This is a genomic window from Lysobacter cavernae (assembly GCF_042648505.1).
Lineage (GTDB): Bacteria > Pseudomonadota > Gammaproteobacteria > Xanthomonadales > Xanthomonadaceae > Lysobacter_L > Lysobacter_L cavernae.
In genome coordinates this window covers 88,696-106,790 of record NZ_JBHRXK010000004.1, presented here as the reverse complement: position 1 = coordinate 106,790, position 18,095 = coordinate 88,696, and the positions used below count along the sequence as shown (strand labels likewise).

Below are 18,095 nucleotides of genomic sequence, written 5' to 3'. Positions count from 1 at the left end.
GACTCACCGGCGGGAGGACATCGCCGTTGCGCATGGCGGCGTCAAGGCAACACGCTCCAGCACCGCATACGGCCCCTGGATGTCGTGGGTCGCGTACGCGCACAACATCACCTCGTCGACCCGCAGTGGCGGCAGGTCGCGATGTTCAAACGCCTGCACAAGCCGCATCACTGACTTGAACTCGTACGCCGCAGCGTACAGACCGACCGTGAGGTGCGGGCGATAGCGTGACGGGCTGTCCTCGGCGGACACCGAGGCCAACACCTCACGGATCGCGTGCAGCGCGCCCATCGGGTCCTCGATCGCCACGTACGGCGACGACGTGAAACTGTCCATCGGGCCGGCGTGCAGGTCGAACGCGGCGATTCGTGCCTGCCGCAGCGCCGCCGCCTGGCGTTGCAGTCGCGCCGGCGCGGCATCGCGCTCGTCCAGCAGACCGGCCGCGGCGAGGGTGATGTGCGGTGCACGCCGGTAGTTGTCGTGCACGAATGGCGCCACGTGCACCCGCGCGGCCTCGAACAGCGCGTGCCAGGCCGGGCCATCGACCGGCACCGCCCAGAACGCGTACTGCGCGATGCCCCCGTGCCATTCGCTGAAATCGCGATCCTCGTGCGGCGTGGTCAGCGTGATCGCCGGCTCGACGTTCATCGGATTACGGATCCGCGTACTGCGCCTCGCCGTTGCCGAACGACCAGTTTTCCTTGGCCACCTCGACCAGGCTGATGAACACGTCCTCCCGGCGCAGCCCCAGCCGCGCGTGCAGGCCGTCGGCGACGGCGCGGTAGAAGGCGCGCTTCATCGCCACGCTGCGACCGTGGTTCAAGGTCACCTGGATGACCACGCAGTCGCGGCTGCGCTCGATGCCCAGGTACGTGCCGTCGATGGCCATGGCCCCGTCCGGGTGCGTGTTGACGATCTGGAAGCGGTCGTTCTCTGGCACGTTGAGCGTCGCGCGCATCGCCTCGTAGATGACCTCGCCGAGACCGGCGCAATACGCATCCGACTTCCCTTCAAGCAGATCGATCCGGACCAGCGGCATGACGTTTCCTAGGCAGTGAGGGGCCGCAGATGTAGCACCTGCGCTCAGACCCGCCAAGTGCGCTGCGCGTACAACGGGATGCGCAGCGACCCGGGCCTGTCGCCGCGCGGTTTTGACCGCGCCATCGCCGCGGTGTATACGAGCCCGGTCCACTGCACTGCACGTCCCGGCTTTCCCATCGCCCGGCGGCCCGGCCGTCGCGCACTCCATCTTGCGGAGGCTGCCATGCCGAACACTCCCCGCTCCAAGGCCAGCGACTTCGATCCCGAGGTGCTGCAGCTGTTCGATCAGTACGTGCACGGCGTCATCGACCGCCGCGGCTTCCTGGCCGGCGCCGCGCGCTTCGCAGTCGGCGCCAGCGGTGCCGCCGGCCTGCTGGCGGCGCTGACCCCGCAGTTCGCGATCGCGCAGCAGATCAAACCCGACGACAAGCGCCTGGCGGCGAAATACGTCGAGTTCGCATCGCCGCAGGGCTATGGTCGCGGCCGTGGCTACCTGGCCCGGCCGGCCGCCGGTAAAGACCCGCTGCCGGTGGTGCTGGTGGTGCACGAGAACCGCGGCCTCAATCCGCACATCGAGGACGTGGCGCGCCGGCTGGCCGTGGCCGGCTACATCGCCTTCGCTCCCGACGCGCTGTTTCCGCTCGGCGGCTATCCCGGCGACGAGGACGCGGCGCGCGCGCTGTTCCCCAAGCTCGACCAGGCGCGCACGCGCGAGGATTTCCTCGCCGCCGCGCAGATGCTCAAGACCCTCGACGGCGGCAACGGCCGCCTCGGCGTGATCGGCTTCTGTTACGGCGGCGGCATGGCCAACTACCTGGCCACGCGCCTGCCCGACCTGGCCGCCGCCGCACCGTTCTATGGCAGCGCCGCACCGCTGGAGGACGTGCCCAGGATCCGCGCCGAGCTGCTGGTGGTGCTGGCCGCCCATGACGAGCGCATCAACGCCGGCTGGCCCGCCTACGAGGCCGCACTGAAAGCCGCCGACGTCGACTACACGCTGTACCAGCCCGCGGACACCCAGCACGGCTTCCACAACGACACCACCCCGCGTTACGACGAGGCCGCCGCCCGCGACGCCTGGCGGCGCACGCTGGCGCTGTTCGATCGACGCCTGCGGGGCAGTGACGCCAGCAAAGGAAAGGCCAGGACATAGCCGCAGCCGCGCGCGACGCCGCTCACTCCTCGAGGGTGAAGCCCACCTTCAGCGTGACCTGCCAATGCGCAACCGCGCCGTCCACCACGTGCCCACGCACGTCGGTGACCTGGAACCAGCGGATGTCACGGATCGATTTGGAAGCGCGCTCGATCGCCGTACGTACGGCCTCGTCGCTGCTGTGCTTGGACGAGCCGGTCAGCTCCAGGGATTTATAGACGTGGTCGGTCACGGTCGGCGCTCCGTTGTGCGGGCGCCACGGCGGTGCCCACTCGTTTTTTCGTCCTCGAGAACGGTAAAGCGGCGCGAGCCCGGACGGAAAGCACGCACAAGCGACAGCCGTCGCGTGCAAACACAGGGTGAGGTGACCCGCTCGCTGTCACCGCAGCGTCACTGCGAATATTTCACCACCACCAGCCGGTCCGTACCCGATTCCGCACCCCAGGCCTCGCCCTTGCGCCCGAGCATCTGGCGCACCGCGGCGTTGCGTCGGTCGCTCGGGAAACTCTCGAACTGCCCGCTGTCCGGATCGAAGCGGACGATCGCGTTGGCAGCGAAGTCGGTGAGCCAGACCTTGCCGCGTTCGTCGACCCACACCGAGTACGCCTGCGGTTTGCTGCCCGGCAGCTTCCACGCGCGCCACGCCTTGTCTTTCGCGCTTTTTGGATCAAACACGCTCACCTGCCCCGACAGCCACTCGCTGACCCAGATCCGCCCCGCCGCATCGCTCCACACGCGGCGCGCGCCCTGTTGCGGCGTCGGCGGATCGATCGGCGTGGCCTGGCCGCTGCGCAGGTCGATGCGCGCGATGTGGTTGCCGGCAAGCGAGGCGTAATAGACATCGCCCGCCGGCGTGGTGGTGATGCCATAGGGACCGCGGCCGCGCGGCGACGGCCACACCTCGACCTTGCCGGTCTTGGGATCGAGCCGGCCGTGGTAACCGGCCTGGCCGGTAAACCACAGACGGCCGGCCTTGTCGAAGGTCGCGGTGTTGAGGTTGGCGTTCTCGCTGATCGGCAGCGGATAGTGCTTGACGGCACGCGTGACCGGATCGACACGCACGATCGCGTTTAGGCCGCCGTCGGTGATCCACACGCCGCGATCGGGGCCGAGGATCACGCCGTGCGGGCGCGAGCCCTCGCCGAGCGGAATCTGCTCGACCTTGCCGATGCGCGGATCGAGCCGACCCAATGCACCCTGATGCTGCGCCGTGTACCAGACCGGACCGTCCGGCGCCGGGTCGGCCGCGACGTCATGCGGATGCGCGCCCTTGGGCACATCGAAGTACTTCACGTCGTACTTCACTTCCGCGGCGTGCGCGAAGCCGCCAGCCAACAGCAGCGCGAATGACAGGAGCAGGTGGTTCATCGACGTCCTCCCATGGCCATTACCGGGCGCATCGTGGACCCGAGTCGCCGCAGGTGCAACACAGCACGCAGCCACAGCAGAGCGGGAGTTGCATCACAGACCACGCCTGGCCAGCGGCAGTTGCTTCGCATCGCTGCGCGCGACAGTGGCAGAATCCGGGCATGCGCCGACCGTTCCTGACGTGGCTGTGCTCGCTCGCCGTGCTTGTTGCCGGAGCCGCCGCGTGCGCGCCCGCCTCGGAACGCGTGCTGGTATTCAGCAAGACCGCCGGCTTTCGGCACGACTCGATTCCCACCGCGGTGGCGACGCTGCAACGGCTGGCGGGCGAAGCCGGACTCGCCGCCGACCACAGCGAGGACGCCGGCGACTTCAACGCCACCCACCTCGCCCGTTACCGCGTGGTGGTGTTCACCAGCACCACCGGCGATGTGCTCGATGCGACGCAGCAGCGGGCGCTGGAGGAGTTCGTGCGCCGCGGCGGCGGTTTCGTCGGCGTGCACTCGGCCGCCGACACCGAGTACGACTGGCCGTGGTACGGACGCCTGGCCGGCGCGTACTTCGACAACCATCCACCGGGCCTGCAATCCACCCGCGTGCAGCCCGAGCGCCGCGGTCGCGCGGTCGGCGCGTCCTGGCCAATCCGCGACGAGCTCTACAACTACCTCAGCAATCCGCGCGAACAGGTGCAGGTGGTCGCCACCATCGACGAACGCCGCTACGACGGCGGACGCATGGGCGCGGACCATCCGATTACCTGGTGCCACGCCTTCGACGGCGGACGCAGCTGGTACACCGGCCTCGGCCACGACACCGCGGTCTACGCCGATCCGAATTTCCTGGCGCAGCTGCGGCGCGGGCTGCGCTATTCGGCTGGGCAATCGGACGAGTGCTGAACGGACGCGGCGTTTCAATCCGCCGCGTCCAGGCCGTATCAGCTTCGCATCACCAGCACGTGGCCGTCGTTACGCCTCCCGCCCCAATCCTCCGGCAGATCTCCACAACGCACGTAGCGATGAAGGACGAGTGCGGCCATTCCGCCACACGCGGCACCAGGCCATGTTTGACCGGGTTGATATGGACGTAGTCGACATGCGCCTGCAGATCGACCTCATCGCGAAGCGTGTGCTCCCAGAACCGCGCCTGCCACGGCGACGGCCCACCAGGCGACACGCGGCGGGTGAAACCATTCTTGATTTCCTGCCACAGTCGGGAGTAGTCGCCGGCCCATCGCGCATCGCGATCACCGCATGCAGGTGATCGGGCAACATCACCCCACGATCACTTCGTACAGCACCCGAACCTTGGCCGCACGCCACGACGCGCGCAGCGCCTCGACGTGCCGAACCAGCACATCGCTGCGCCGGTTGCGCAAAGGTCACGGTGAAGAAATACGCCCTATCGGAACGCGGTTGCGTCGATAGCGCACCATCCCTGGCCCCTCATCGGTCGGCGCATCCCAGCGCCGACCTTAATGTAGCCCGGGTAAGGCCAAAGGCCGCACCCGGGGTCACGTCGTCACATCACGGAAAGCCCCGGGTGCGCTTCGCTTGCCCGGGCTACACTGACTGAGCAAACTGGACGGAGCAATGCCGAGGAGACGGATGTCTGAGTTAAGGACGCATGCTCCTGGACCCTGGTGGGTCGAGGAGCTGCCCAGATCAGACGTAACGCCTGACCGGATCCCCACTGCATGGAAGGCACGGCATTGTGCTGCACACTGGCAAAAGAGGCCGGGCCACGAGCAGCGTCATCCGCTGCGCTGCCTCGCATACCAATGGCAACACGCCGACGCGCCCTTCACTGGCGGGCGGACCGTGCACGTCTTCCATCACTGCGTTGCGTAGTCGCGCGACTTTGCGCGAACTCCGGGAACGTCTCCGATATAGGCGCCGCATCCGGCAAGATGTAGAACACCCCGCCCCGCTCGAACGTCGGACGGATGATCCGCTCGTAAAACTCGGGCGAGACGTTGATGCAGCCGTGAGTGATGCGGTTGTCGTCCGGCGAAGGCGATGCAAGGCGTTCGGCGCGTCTCTCGGCCGGGACGTTAGCGGTAGGGTGGATGGAAACCGCGGAATCGTAGTCCACCCACAGCACGCGCCCAGCGTCGATTGACGGACCGAAACCGCCCACAAAGCGACCAGCAGGCGTCGTGCGATCCCGCCCCGGAATCTCGCGAAGCGCGAGACCAGCGATGCCGGGGGCCGTATGATCGCCGACCGCCGAGCCAAAGAGCCCAGGTGCCGCGCCGCGAAGCCGGCCGTCGCCGCCGAACACCAGGATCTGTGCGGCGGCCTTGTCTATGACCGCGAACGGATAGCCTTGACTGTCATTGGCCGAGACAACCCAGCCCGCGAGCTCAATCACCGTGCCGGACACATCTTGGCCTCGCGGAAGCTGGTCGACGGCGGCGACAGGTTGCGCGGCGGCATCCTCGGCGCTGGCCACGCCGAAGCTCGCGAATGCCAGCACCAGCGCCAGTGCCGCACCATTAACAGCCCGGATTGTAGGGTGTGTGCACGTACGGATGGGACGATTCCTTAGAACGAAGACTGGGGTGAAGATAAGGGGACCGATGGCCAGCAAAGGCCACCGGGTCCCGGATTCAAACCGTTCGTCACAAATAGTGCAAAAGCGACTAACCGCGCGGCGGGCGGCCCGGCTTCGTTTCGAGCTGCTGGACGCGGCTTTCGATTTGATCCAGCCGTTGGTTGGCCTGCTGCGCGGACTGATTGGCGGATTCGGCACTCTGGGCCGCACCCTGGACCTTCGCGTCGAGTGAATCGAGGCGCGAGTTGATCGTTGCAAATTCCTCTTTGTAGGTGGCGCAAGCGCCAAGGCACACGGCGGCGACGATCGCCACAACGAGCGGACGCGCCATCATTAGATGTTGCTTGGTCAGAAACATGCCAATCCTCCTTCGTCTGGGGTGTTGGAAATATAGCCGTCTTTTTGCCGGAGTCATGACCCGTATTCAGCTGACGTTGGAATACGTGGATGGATTGTGAACGTGGCAACTAGTGAGAGTTGCAGCTTGAATCCATCAGTCTCCACGAAAACTCGCCAGCATGTGATCGACTATCACAACCTTTCGAATCTGATGATGGCCGGCTGGTCCTGAAACTCGATACCAGCGCACGCATCCAGCAGTTCGGCCGCGAAAGCCTCCTCCTGAGCCTCACCATGTGCCTGTCGGTCACCACGCCGGAAGCAGGCAACGATGTAACGGCGGCGAACTCCCCGACTGATTCTTAACAACTTGTGCGCTGGCCCTAGAGGAGCCCTGTAGCTCTTGGCGCTCCAAGCCAGGAACGGCTCTCCGGACCGCACGCATAGAACAGAAGGCCCCCGAAAGGTCCTTCTAAAGTTTTGGGGCTGTCCTAGATAAGCATTAGAAGTCACCCACAGGTGCAGGGTAGCAAGCTGTTGCCTTGGTGTTCCGTAGTTGAAACGGAACTCGCATTCCTTGAGGAACAGGAAGAAGTGTTTGCGCGGTATGCCGTTGTACTTGCGCAGCACGCGCTTGGATTGGTTCCAGAAGTTCTCGATCCCGTTGATGTGGTTGCCACGTGTGTTCACGAACGTCTTGCTGTGATTGACGCGCCGATGCTTGAAGCCCGACACGTCCAGGATGTTGTAGCTGGCCAGGCTGTCGGTATAGATCACGGAATCGGCCTGCACACGCGTTTTCAGGGCGGTCAGCCGGGTTTGGCTGGTGGCGTCAGCCACCGGCAGGGCATACACCCGGCCACCGCGCTTGAGGATGCCGAACACGCAGACCTTGCCTGCGGCGCCACGTCCGCGCTTGCCCTTGCGCACGCCGCCGAAATAGCTCTCGTCGCACTCGAACACGGCAAGCTCCGGCGCGACTTCGCCCATCTTCTCGGCAATGAGCATACGAAGCTTGTGATAGTAGAGCGCCGCAGAATTGCGATGGATACCGACCAGGTCGGCTGCCGTTCTGGCCGTGGCTTGTGCCACAAACATATCCAGCAGCTTCAACTGCTGGTTTTTGCTAATCCGACAACGGCTTAGCATCATTTGCCATCCTAGATCGGTTCCTTATCTAGGACAGCCCAAAGTTTTAAGCGAAGAATCCATACTTTTGGGCTAAGAATCCAAGCTTTTACGCGCCCGGACAACTAGATTTGGAAGGCCTCAGCCTTTGCGATTAGCCACACTTGCTATACCCACAATTCAAGCAAGTCGCACACCCATCCATGATCACCACGGCCTTGGTGCTGCACTTGTGGCACATGGTGGCGCTGGGCGGGAACGAGGCGCCCTCGCCGGTCACGGCGACATCCTCGACGCGCTCGTCGCCCTTCACCTTCGGCGATGGAAACAAGTCCGCGCTTACGTCAGAGTTTTTTTTTGAGCGCTGCTCGTAAGCGGCGCGCTTTTCGGCAATCAGCGCGCGCTGGGCGTCGCTCATTTCCGGGTCGTGCATCAGGCCGATCGACTTGAGGTGGTCCTCGACGATGCTGCCCAGCTCGGCCACCAGCGACGGCATGTACACGCCGCCGGCCTTGAAATAGCCGCCCTTGGGGTCAAACACGGCCTTCATCTCGTCGACCAGGAAGGTGACGTCGCCACCCTTGCGGAACACCGCCGACATGATGCGGGTCAGCGCGACGATCCACTGGAAGTGGTCCATGTTCTTCGAGTTGATGAATATCTCGAAGGGACGGCGCAGCTCGTGCTCGGTGCCGGCATTGAGCACGATGTCGTTGATCGTGACGTACAGCGCGTGCTCGAACAACGGTGATTTGATCTTGTAGGTGCTGCCGATCAGGATCTCGGGGCGCTCGATGCGCTCGTGCATCTGGATGACGTCGGCCGTGGGCAACGCGTCTACGGCCGTCACGGCGACCGGCGCGGCAACCTTCGCAGCCTCTTTCGCCTTGTCTTCCGGGGTGACAACGCTGTATCCCTTGATTTTCTTGTCGATCTTGACGGCCATCGGCCTGCTCCTGACCCGCTTCGCGGTGCGGTGGTTCTGTGTGGTTCTAGTTATGGGTGTTGCCAATGCGGTCGCCGCGCCGCGTGGGCGCGGCGACCAATCGGGGCCTTACTTCTTGGCAACTTTCTTCGCGCCGCTCTTGTTGGACACGCGCTTGGCGGGACGCTTGGCTGCCTTCTTGGCAACGGCCTTGCGGGCCGGCGCCTTCTTCGCCGTCGTTGCGGCGGACTTCTTCACGGCCTTGCGCACGGCGGCCTTGCGGGTGGCAACGCGCTTGGTGGCGACCGTCTTCTTGGTGGCCTTCTTCGCGGCGACCTTCTTGGTCGCCTTCTTCACCGCCTTGGTGGCCTTGGTCGCCTTTTTGGCGACCTTGCGCTTGGCGGCGGCGACATCGCGCTTGACGGTGCCCTTGGCCTTGGCGATGGCGGTCTGGCCGGTCTTGCGCGCAGCCTTGACCTTCTTCGCGGCCTTCTTCTTGGCGACGCTGGCTTCGCGCTTGAGCTTGGCGGCTTCCTTCTTGGCCTTGGCACTGGCGGCGGCGAGCTTCTTCTTGGCCTTCTTCTCGACGGCAATGGCCTCGCGCTTGAGCGCAGCGGCCTCCTTCTTGGCCTTGGCGCTGGCCGTGGCAAGTTTCTTCTTGGCGGTGCCGACGGCCTTCTTGGCGGCCTTGCGCGCCTTGGTGGCGGTCTTCTTCACGGTCTGCACGGCGTCCTCGGCGCGATGCACGATGGCGCTGCCAAAGTTGGATGCGGTTTCTTTGACGTTTTCAGCGGCCTGCGACAGGGTCGCCGTCACTCCATTGCCATTGCTCATGTGCCCTCCTGACGGGCGTCTTGTAGGTAATCGGGCGCTACTGGGTGTTACGGGAGCGATGCTATACCTGCTGCACGCGCAATCAATACGCCGTGGCGCCGACTGCACGGGGCCGACACGTAAGGCGCGGAGCCGGCCCGGACTCCGCGTGGGGCGACGCGGTCGCCCCCGCCGTGATGCAAAACTCCAAAGTCCATGGATTCCCGCCTACGCAGGAATGACAGCATGGATCAGAACTTGCCGTAATAACCTTCCTTGAGCGCGTCGAACAGGTTGGCGGCGGTGTGCATCTCGCCGTCGTACTCGATCTGCTCGTTGCCCTTCACTTCCAGCACGCTGCCGTCTTCCAGCTCGAAGCGGTAGGTGGTGTTCTCCAGATCCGCTTCCTTGACCAGCACGCCCTGGAAGGCCGCCGGGTTGAAGCGGAACGTGGTGCAGCCCTTGAGGCCCTGCTCGTGGGCGTAGCGGTAGATGTCCTTGAAGTCCTCGTACGGGTAGTCGGTGGGGACATTCGCGGTCTTGGAGATCGAGCTGTCGACCCACTTCTGCGCCGCGGCCTGCACGTCGACGTGCTCCTTCGGCGTGATGTCGTCGGCGGCGATGAAGTAGTCGGGCAACCTGGCATCGGCTTCGTCGCTGAACGGCATCGCCTTGGTGTTGATCAGCTCGCGATAGGCCAGCAGCTCGTAGGACCAGACGTCGACCTTTTCCTTGGACTTCTTGCCTTCGCGGATGACGTTGCGGCTGTAGTGGTGCGCGAACGACGGCTCGATGCCATTGGAGGCGTTGTTGGCCAGCGACAGCGAGATGGTGCCGGTCGGCGCGATCGAGCTGTGGTGGGTGAAGCGCGCGCCGATGTCGGCCAGCTCGTCGACCAGCTCCGGCGCGACCGAGGCGATGCGCTGCATGTAGCGGCTGTACTTGGCGTGCAGCAGCTTGCCGGGGATCTCCTGGCCGACCTTCCAGCCGTCCTTCTTCATCTCCGGACGCTTGCGCAGCATCTCGGCGGTGACGGCGAAGCGTTCCTCCATGATCGGCGCGGCGCCCTTTTCCTTGGCCAGCGCCAGGCCCATCTCCCAGCCGGCCACGGCCATCTCGCGGGCGATGCGCTCGGTGAACTCGCACGAGGCCTTGGAGCCGTACTTCATCTGCAGCATGGTCACGGTGCTGCCCAGGCCGAGGAAGCCCATGCCGTGGCGGCGCTTGCGCATGATCTCGGCGCGCTGCTGTTCCAGCGGCAGGCCGTTAACTTCGACCACGTTGTCGAGCATGCGGGTGAACACGCGCACGACTTCCTTGTATTCCTCCCAGTCAAACTCGGCCTGGTCGGTGAAGGCGTTGCGCACGAACTTGGTCAGGTTCACCGAGCCGAGCAGGCAGGCGCCGTACGGCGGCAGCGGCTGCTCGCCACAGGGGTTGGTCGCGCGGATCGTCTCGCACCACCAGTTGTTGTTCATCTCGTTGACGCGGTCGATCAGGATGAAACCCGGCTCGGCGTAGTCGTACGTCGAGACCATGATCATGTCCCACAGGTGCCGCGCGCGGATGTGGCCGTAGATCTTGCAGGCGACCAGGCCGTCGTCGCGGACGATGTAGTTGCGGTGGCTCGGCCACTCGCGCCACACGACCTGTTCGGCGTTATCCAGGTTGAGGTCGCCGCGCTCCTTGATGTTGACCGGGAACACCAGCGGCCAGTCGCCGTCGTCGGCGACGGCTTGCATGAAGCCGTCGGTGATCAGCAGCGACAGGTTGAACTGGCGCAGGCGGCCGTCTTCGCGCTTGGCGCGGATGAAGTCCTTCACGTCCGGGTGCGAGACGTCGAACGTACCCATCTGCGCGCCGCGGCGGCCACCGGCCGACGACACGGTGAAGCACATCTTGTCGTAGATATCCATGAAGGACATCGGCCCGGAGGTGTACGCACCGGCGCCCGCGACGAACGCGCCGCGCGGGCGCAGCGTCGAGAACTCGTAACCGATGCCGCAACCGGCCTTCAGGGTCAAGCCGGCCTCGTGGACCTTCTCGAGGATGCCGTCCATCGAGTCTTCGATGGTGCCCGACACGGTGCAGTTGATCGTCGAGGTCGCCGGCTTGTGCTCGAGCGCGCCGGCGTTGGAAGTGATGCGGCCGGCGGGGATGGCCCCGCGGCGCAGCGCCCAGACGAAACGCTCGTTCCAGTACTGCTGCTTCTCGGGCGTGGGCTCGGCGTCGGCCAGCGCCTTGGCGACGCGCTGGTAGGTGCCGTCGATGTCGGTGTCGACGGCCTGGCCGGTCTTGGTCTTGAGCCGGTACTTCTTGTCCCAGATGTCCTGCGACGCGGGCTGCAACGGGATGTCCCGGTTGAGGTCCGTTTGTCCGGCTGTCTTGACCGCCTCGAGGCGCACTGTGCTCATGCCTGTCCTGTCTCCTTGTTGCGGGCCGCAGGGGCATGCGGCCGGTGGATTCTTATGGTGTGCCCTGCTCCGTCAACGGCCGGGTAACGGCCGCCGACGGCTATGCCCGCGAGCGCGTCTTCCGCGCCCGCGTTCCAATACGTTGTGCTCGATCTCGGCCCATCTTGCTCCCGTTGCGCGCCTTCCCCGAAAGACGCCCGTCGTACAGCAAATCCAAGCCAGGAATGCCCTTATCTGGGCTCCTGTCGCCATCATGACCACTAGATGTAGTGGAGAAAGCGAAGGTCCAAGCTACCCCCGCCCCCGAAAAGTGTCAACGCTTTTTTGATGGCAGTCACATCATGTGACGGGCATCGGCAAAGCGGTGTGCAGTGCGTCAGCCCCGCACGCACGGGCACGATCGCCGGCCGCGGCCGACGGCACTCAATAGCGGCCGTGGGCGATCTCGGATTCCAGGTCGAGGCGCCGCGCCAGGGCGCGGAAACGCGGCTGCGCGCGCAGGCCGTTCCAGCGTGCGTCGATCTTGAGAAAAATAAGGCGCACGTCGCGCTCGTCGTAGGCGCGCTCGAGCAGGTCGAGCGCCTGATCGTCGCGGCCGAGCGCGGCCTGTACCGCCGCCAGACTGGAGGCCGGCACGTAGCCGGCAGCATCGCGTGCCTGTAGGGCCGCCAGCACCGTCTCGGCACCGGCGCGGTCACCGTCCGCGGCACGGGCCACGCCCAGCATGGCCAGCGCCTGGCTGTTGCGCTGGGAGCGCTCGCTGGCGCGGCCAAGGTCAGCGATCGCGGCGCGGTAATCGTGGCGGTCCAGGGCCATGCTGCCGCGCAACAGCAGGGCGATCCAGAAATCCGGCTCCAGCTCGAAGGCGTGGGCCAGTCGTGCCTGGGCTTCGTCCGGACGGCGCGCGGCACCGAGGAAACCGGCCTCGATCGCATCAATCAGCGGCGACAGCGGATCAAGTTCGCGCGCCTGCCGGGCGTGGCGCAGACCTTCGTCGAAGCGGCCACGGTTGACCAGCAGGTGGGCGTAGGCGAAATGCGCCTCGGCCAGGCTCGGGTTGAGTTCGATCGCGCGTTTCGTCGAGGCCTCGGCACCGGCCCAGTCCCAGTCGTACCAATACTGGAGGTAGCCCTTGGCGCCATGCGCCTGCGCCGACAAGGGATCGATCCGCAGCGCCTGCTCGACGGCGGCGCGGGCGAGCGGAAACATCTGCCGCGGGTCGCGGTCGCCGCTGATGACCAGCGACCGGTAGACATGTGCCAGGCCGGCGTAGGCGCGCGCGCAAGTCGGATCGAGATCGATCGCGCGGCGGAACGCGGCCAGTGCTTGCGGCAATCGCACGGAACTGGGGCGCTGGCTCAGATAGTGGCCGGTCAGGTAGGCGCGGTAGGCCTCGGCGTCGGCACCGTCACACCCGCTGCGGTGCGACTCGGCCTCGCCGCGCAGTGCCAGCGCCGACAGAACCGCACGGGCGATGCCGTCCTGCAGGGTGAACGCGCGATCAAGACGCTCGTCGAAGGTGTCGGCCCAGACGGTCTCGCCGGCGGGCACGGTCAACAGGCGGGCGTTGACGCGCACGTGATCGCCGCGGCGCTGGGTGGAGCCTTCGATGACGTAGGCGGCGCCCAGCGCGCGGCCGGCAGCAAGCGCGTCAGGTTGCTCGCCGGCGGCGCGCTGCGCCGACGCCAGGGTGCGGACCCGCAATGCGCTCGATCGGCTCAGTCGGGCGATCAGGGTTTCGGCGAGGCCGAGCTCAAGCAATTCGTCACGCGGCCCCGTCGACAGCGCCCGGAACGGCAGCACCGCCAGTGCGGCCTGCGGCGGCGGGGACGTCTGCCAGCGCCAGGCCAGCGCGGCGGCTACCGCCAGTAGCGCGAACAACGCACCCACGGCCCATTCGGGGCGATGCGTGGCCGTTGCTCGCTGAGTGGGACCCGGTTCGGCCACCGCGCCTGCGTCGGTCAGCACGTCGGCGACAAAGCGGTAGCCGCGGCCGGGCACGGTGACGATATAGCGGTGATCGCCAGCGCCGGTACCGAGCGCGTGCCGCAACGCCGACACCGCCTGGGTCAGGTTGTTCTCCTCGACTACGCGCCCGGGCCAGAGCGCCGCCAGCAGTTCGTCCTTGCCGACCACGCGGCCGCGATACTCGATCAGGTAGCACAGCGTGTCGAAGGCCTTGGCGGTCAGCGCCACCGGCGCGCCGGCGCCGGCGCGCAGCTCGCGGGTCTGCGTGTCGACACGGTAGCCAGCAAAAGCGTAGTGGCGGCGGGCGGGCTCGGGCATGGGGCCTTCAGCAGTTCTCAGCTTTTTTCAGCGGATGGCCAAGGACTTTCAGGCCAGTGCCGGCGAGGGTGGCCACCGCGGCTGCACGCCTGGCCACGCCCTGACTCAAGGAGATCCGCCATGAAATCCGTCATGAACACCGCTCCCTTCCTCGCTGTCGTCCTGGCCGTCCTCGCCGGCGCCACGCAGGCCGCGCCGCTACCCGAGCGCAGCCCCCTGCTCCTGCTGCCCCCGGCCAACCGCATCGTCGGCGTCTGGGACTTCCAGGTCCACATATTCAGCTGCGACACCGGCCAGACCCTACGCCGATTCCGCGCCAGCAGCGTGTTCAATGCCGGCGGCACCATGCTCGACACCAACAACACGCCACCGACCTCGCGCGGACCGGCGTTCGGCGTGTGGAGTTACGACCCGCGTGCGCGCCAGCACGTCACGGAAATGCGCCTGTACCGCTACCACCCGGATGGCGGCTTCGCCGGCGTCAACCAGGTCCGGCGGACGCTGACGCTGAGCGCCGACGGCGATGGCATGGCCGGCGAATTCCGGGGACAGATCCTCGGGCCCAACGAAGAGGTGCTGGCCAACACCTGCGGCAACGAGGTCGGTACGCGCTCGCTGTAATCGCGCTCGCAGCTCTGGGCGGCACGGCAGCCGCCCGGTCGCGTACCGGGCACCACATTTGCGCACCACGGCTTTGATGCCCAGCGCCGAGTGAACCGGCGCCACTCGCCCTTATCCGTCACCGCATCGCCGTGCTGTGCACGGCTGACCTGACGACGGCGTTGACTAGGAGGGGGATGCACAGCTACCGACAAGGAGCCACGAAATGAACGACCAGCAGCACACAGCGCCCCATGGGTTCAAAGTGCAGGATCTGAGCCGCCGCATTGTCTATACGCAGGCGGCCGGGGACACGTCCGCGTCGCAGCCGCTGCGGCAACAGCGGCTTGATGCATTGCAGACACACCTCCGCCGCCAAGCGGCGCTGCGTCCGGCAGCGCTCATCCAATCCCAGCGCCGCGCCCTTGCGGAGTTGCTGGAGCGCTATCCGGACCTGGGTGCCGAGCGTGAGCGCATGGCCCCGGCGATTGCGGCACTGAGCGAGTGGCGGCAGGAAGCGATCGCCTACACCCCACCCTACCTGCGCTTTCCCGAGGGTGGCCCGGTCCTGATCAGCCCCGACACGACCTTCGATTATCTCGGCACCAGCACGTTCTGCTGTTCCCCGCAGATCGGCATCGACGTGGTCGGTGACGAGCTGCGGCTCTTCGGCCACATCCGCTACACCCAAGATCCACTGTTCTCCTGTAGCGCCGGCGGGTTCGACGACTATGGGCTGCCGTCGGGTCGCTTTCCGCTCGGCGCGACCCGCTTCACCGTAACGCCGAGTATTGAACTGGTCGGAATGGTGCAAGGCTCCACTGGCTACTACCACCCGCTGTGGGGCGCCGACGACAAGTGGTCCAAGTGCTGGCTGGTCACCCGCGTCACCGTGCTGCGTCAGCCTGCCGGGCAACCAGCGCAGGTGCTTAATTTCGGCGAGCACGTGGTGGAGCTGTTCAAGCTCGAGAACGAGTTCATCGTCGGCTGCGCCGATGCGGTGCTGGAGGGCTGCCGCGTCATGCCGCGCGTTGATTTCGACTTACCGGACCGCAACGCGTCCTTGCTGGTTCAGCTGGAGGTTCGCTTCGATTTCCAGCTGGAAGGCGATGGGACGCTGTGCCTCCACGGCGGCGGTGACGCGCCGCCCAGCGTCGACAACGCCATCCGCTGGCGCACTTACCCGTTCAACCTCATACCGCTGTGGTAAGCGGTTCGGGCCGGTCAAGAGGTCTTGATGCATTGATGCCGCCGGCGTGCCGATGCACGCCGGCGCGACTGCGTGGACGGCTGGGCGGCACGATTTCATCAGCGGTTTAACGGCCGTCGCCGACACTGCAGCGATCGGCCCGCCCGCAGTTGCAGGCTCACGTCGTCTGGATCGGGCTCTTGTTTCCTGACACGCTTGGCGGCTTGCAGCCGCGCGGTTCTTGAATAGGCGGCTCACGGGCACGACTTAGAACACTGATCAGCACACAAACCCTTCGGAACGGATCGATGCGTACCGCCACCAAGACCCTGCTCGCCCTGACCGCCGCCGCCGCGTTCGGCGGCTTTGCCGCCACCGTGATGCGCGACGGCCTCGAGACCCCGGCCGAGGCCGCACCGGCCGCCGCCACGCCGATGGCGGCGTTGCCGACCGCGGTCGGCGGGCAGCCGCTGCCCTCGCTGGCGCCGATGCTGGCCAAGGTCACCCCGGCGGTGGTCAGCGTGCACACCAAGCAGCGGGTGCGGGTCAGCCCGTTCGGCAACGACCCGATGTTCCGCCGCATGTTTCCGGAGCTGTCGCAGGAGCGCATCAACGAGTCGCTGGGCTCGGGCGTGATCGTCGACGCCCAACAGGGCCTGGTGCTGACCAACCACCACGTGATCGAGGGCGCCGACGAGGTCTCGGTGACGCTCAGCGACGGCCGCACGCTCAAGGCCGACTTCGTCGGCTCCGACCCGGACACCGACATCGCGGTGATGAAGATCCCGCCGCAGAACCTGCGCGCGCTGCCGCTGGCCGACTCCAGCGCGCTGCGCGTCGGCGATTTCGTGGTCGCGGTCGGCAACCCGTTCGGCATCGGCCAGACGGTGACCTCGGGGATTGTCTCCGCGGTCGGCCGCAGCGGCCTGCGCGGGCTGGGCTTCCAGCACTTCATCCAGACCGACGCCTCGATCAACCCGGGCAATTCCGGCGGCGCGCTGGTCAACCTCAACGGCGAGCTGGTCGGCGTCAACACCGCCAGCTTCAACCCGCGCGGCTCGATGGCCGGCAACATCGGCCTGGGCTTCGCCATCCCGACCAGCCTGGCGCGCAACATCATGGGCCAGCTGATCGCCAACAACGGCGTGGTGATCCGCGGCACGCTCGGCCTGGAGTCGCAGGACGTCAACGCGCGCCTGGCGCAGGGCCTGGGCCTGGACGAGGCGCGCGGCGCGCTGGTCACGCAGGTGTTTGCCGGCGGCGCCGCGGCCAGCGCCGGCCTCAAGCCGGGCGACGTGATCGTCGCCGCCAACGGCGAGCGCATCGACGGCCGCGACGGCCTGCGCAACTTCGAGGGCCTGCAGGCGGTCGGCAGCCGCATCGCGCTTGACGTGCGCCGCGACGGCAAGCCGCTGCAGCTGAGCGCGACGCTGCGCGAGCAGCCCAAGTCGCTGGCCGGCCTCGAGCTCGACCCGCGCCTGGCCGGTGCGGTGTTCGCCGAGCTGCCCGAGCAGCTGCGCCAGTCGGGTTATGCCGGGGTCCTGGTCGAGTCGGTCGCGCGCGGCAGCCGGGCCGCGCAGAACGGCCTGCAGAAGAGCGATGTCGTGGTGGCCGCCAGCACCGGCTCGTTCGCCGACCTGCCCGGCTTCCGCGCGAGCTTCACGCAGGCTCCGGCACAGTTGGTGCTGCGCATCATGCGCGGCAACCGACGCGGCGACCTGCCGATGCAGTGATCGGCGCGTTGCTGCGGTCGTGGCGGTCGATTCGCGCGATGTCGATTCGCGCGATTGCGGGTCGACACGGCCGCTGGCCGCGCTACCGTAGACCGGGCGTCCGCCACCGCGGGCGCGCTCCTGCGGGTCGGGCGCACGTCCGCTCCGCAAGCCGGCCCACCGCCGGCACCACTCGTAAGGAGAAGCACTTGATGAATCCCACCTCGACCGACGGCATGAAGTCCCACATCAGCGAGGCCGGCGGCCACCTCAAGCAGGCCGCCAGCGACGCCGGCGAGGCCCTGCGCGGTGCCGCCAGCGCGGCCGGCGATGAACTCAAGCTCGGCAAGGCCAACGTCAAGGCCGACCTGGCCGACGGCGCACTGGCCGGCCTCGCCGCAGCCGAAGAAGCCGGCGGTGCGGCGCGCGAGCAGGTCGATGCGCTGATGGACAAGGGCCGCGACCTGATCGACAGCGCCGCCGAGCTGATCCGCGAGCGGCCGCTGGCCTCGTTCGGCGTCGCCTTCGCCGCCGGCTGGATCATCGCCAAGCTCGCCCGCAGCGGCGACAAGTAAGC

The 18,095-nt window shown here is 66.7% G+C and carries 16 protein-coding genes and 1 pseudogene; 6 read left to right on the top strand and 11 right to left on the bottom strand.

The annotated features are described in order from the left end of the window. Positions 1 to 3 precede the first annotated feature (3 nt). On the bottom strand, positions 4 to 648 hold the full coding sequence (locus ACFOLC_RS10155; RefSeq protein WP_386759137.1) for a 2'-5' RNA ligase family protein: 645 nt from the start codon (positions 646 to 648) through the stop codon (positions 4 to 6). Positions 649 to 652: 4 nt separating this feature from the next. Then, positions 653 to 1,039, bottom strand: a complete 387-nt coding sequence (locus tag ACFOLC_RS10150) for a tautomerase family protein (protein WP_386759136.1) — start codon at positions 1,037 to 1,039, stop codon at positions 653 to 655. A gap of 225 nt (positions 1,040 to 1,264) precedes the next feature. Here ACFOLC_RS10150 and ACFOLC_RS10145 point away from each other — a divergent pair, with 225 nt between their 5' ends. Continuing rightward, positions 1,265 to 2,194, top strand: coding sequence for a dienelactone hydrolase family protein (locus ACFOLC_RS10145; protein WP_386759135.1), 930 nt, complete (start codon positions 1,265 to 1,267; stop codon positions 2,192 to 2,194). Between the two features lie 22 nt (positions 2,195 to 2,216). Here ACFOLC_RS10145 and ACFOLC_RS10140 read toward each other — a convergent pair whose 3' ends face one another. Continuing rightward, entirely contained in the window at positions 2,217 to 2,426 is a 210-nt protein-coding gene (locus tag ACFOLC_RS10140) for a dodecin (protein WP_386759134.1), read from the bottom strand. Between the two features lie 158 nt (positions 2,427 to 2,584). After that, positions 2,585 to 3,562, bottom strand: a complete 978-nt coding sequence (locus ACFOLC_RS10135; RefSeq protein ID WP_386759133.1) for a Vgb family protein — start codon at positions 3,560 to 3,562, stop codon at positions 2,585 to 2,587. A gap of 161 nt (positions 3,563 to 3,723) precedes the next feature. Here ACFOLC_RS10135 and ACFOLC_RS10130 point away from each other — a divergent pair, with 161 nt between their 5' ends. Continuing rightward, the gene (locus tag ACFOLC_RS10130) at positions 3,724 to 4,455 is read left to right on the top strand and encodes a ThuA domain-containing protein (protein ID WP_386759132.1); all 732 of its coding nucleotides are present in this window, start codon (positions 3,724 to 3,726) and stop codon (positions 4,453 to 4,455) included. Between the two features lie 904 nt (positions 4,456 to 5,359). Here ACFOLC_RS10130 and ACFOLC_RS10125 read toward each other — a convergent pair. The 7 genes and pseudogenes from ACFOLC_RS10125 to ACFOLC_RS10095 form a co-directional block, all read right to left on the bottom strand. Beyond that, positions 5,360 to 6,043 carry a hypothetical protein gene (locus ACFOLC_RS10125; protein WP_386759413.1) on the bottom strand — a complete coding sequence of 228 codons (684 nt, stop codon included), beginning with the start codon at positions 6,041 to 6,043 and terminating at the stop codon, positions 5,360 to 5,362. A gap of 157 nt (positions 6,044 to 6,200) precedes the next feature. Beyond that, positions 6,201 to 6,470 (bottom strand): hypothetical protein, encoded by a 270-nt coding sequence (locus tag ACFOLC_RS10120; RefSeq protein WP_386759131.1) that lies wholly within the window; start codon positions 6,468 to 6,470, stop codon positions 6,201 to 6,203. Between the two features lie 494 nt (positions 6,471 to 6,964). After that, positions 6,965 to 7,603: pseudogene (locus ACFOLC_RS10115) on the bottom strand (IS1595 family transposase); the annotation flags it as partial. Positions 7,604 to 7,733: 130 nt separating this feature from the next. After that, on the bottom strand, positions 7,734 to 8,525 hold the full coding sequence (locus ACFOLC_RS10110) for a TSCPD domain-containing protein (RefSeq protein WP_386759130.1): 792 nt from the start codon (positions 8,523 to 8,525) through the stop codon (positions 7,734 to 7,736). A 108-nt stretch (positions 8,526 to 8,633) separates the two neighbouring features. Beyond that, complete coding sequence (locus ACFOLC_RS10105; RefSeq protein ID WP_386759129.1) at positions 8,634 to 9,338, bottom strand: hypothetical protein; 705 nt, start codon at positions 9,336 to 9,338, stop codon at positions 8,634 to 8,636. Positions 9,339 to 9,568: 230 nt separating this feature from the next. Continuing rightward, positions 9,569 to 11,731 carry an adenosylcobalamin-dependent ribonucleoside-diphosphate reductase gene (locus ACFOLC_RS10100; RefSeq protein ID WP_386759128.1) on the bottom strand — a complete coding sequence of 721 codons (2,163 nt, stop codon included), beginning with the start codon at positions 11,729 to 11,731 and terminating at the stop codon, positions 9,569 to 9,571. 423 nt (positions 11,732 to 12,154) lie between these two features. Continuing rightward, positions 12,155 to 14,017 carry a winged helix-turn-helix domain-containing protein gene (locus tag ACFOLC_RS10095; RefSeq protein ID WP_386759127.1) on the bottom strand — a complete coding sequence of 621 codons (1,863 nt, stop codon included), beginning with the start codon at positions 14,015 to 14,017 and terminating at the stop codon, positions 12,155 to 12,157. Between the two features lie 120 nt (positions 14,018 to 14,137). Here ACFOLC_RS10095 and ACFOLC_RS10090 point away from each other — a divergent pair, with 120 nt between their 5' ends. The 4 genes from ACFOLC_RS10090 (at position 14,138) to ACFOLC_RS10075 (ending at position 18,093) form a co-directional block, all read left to right on the top strand. After that, entirely contained in the window at positions 14,138 to 14,638 is a 501-nt protein-coding gene (locus ACFOLC_RS10090) for a hypothetical protein (protein WP_386759126.1), read from the top strand. 205 nt (positions 14,639 to 14,843) lie between these two features. Further along, complete coding sequence (locus ACFOLC_RS10085) at positions 14,844 to 15,827, top strand: hypothetical protein (protein ID WP_386759125.1); 984 nt, start codon at positions 14,844 to 14,846, stop codon at positions 15,825 to 15,827. A gap of 287 nt (positions 15,828 to 16,114) precedes the next feature. Continuing rightward, on the top strand, positions 16,115 to 17,539 hold the full coding sequence (locus ACFOLC_RS10080; protein WP_386759124.1) for a trypsin-like peptidase domain-containing protein: 1,425 nt from the start codon (positions 16,115 to 16,117) through the stop codon (positions 17,537 to 17,539). 191 nt (positions 17,540 to 17,730) lie between these two features. After that, a complete protein-coding gene (locus tag ACFOLC_RS10075) occupies positions 17,731 to 18,093 on the top strand; it encodes a hypothetical protein (RefSeq protein WP_386759123.1) in 363 nt (120 codons plus the stop codon). The last annotated feature ends 2 nt before the right edge of the window (positions 18,094 to 18,095 follow it).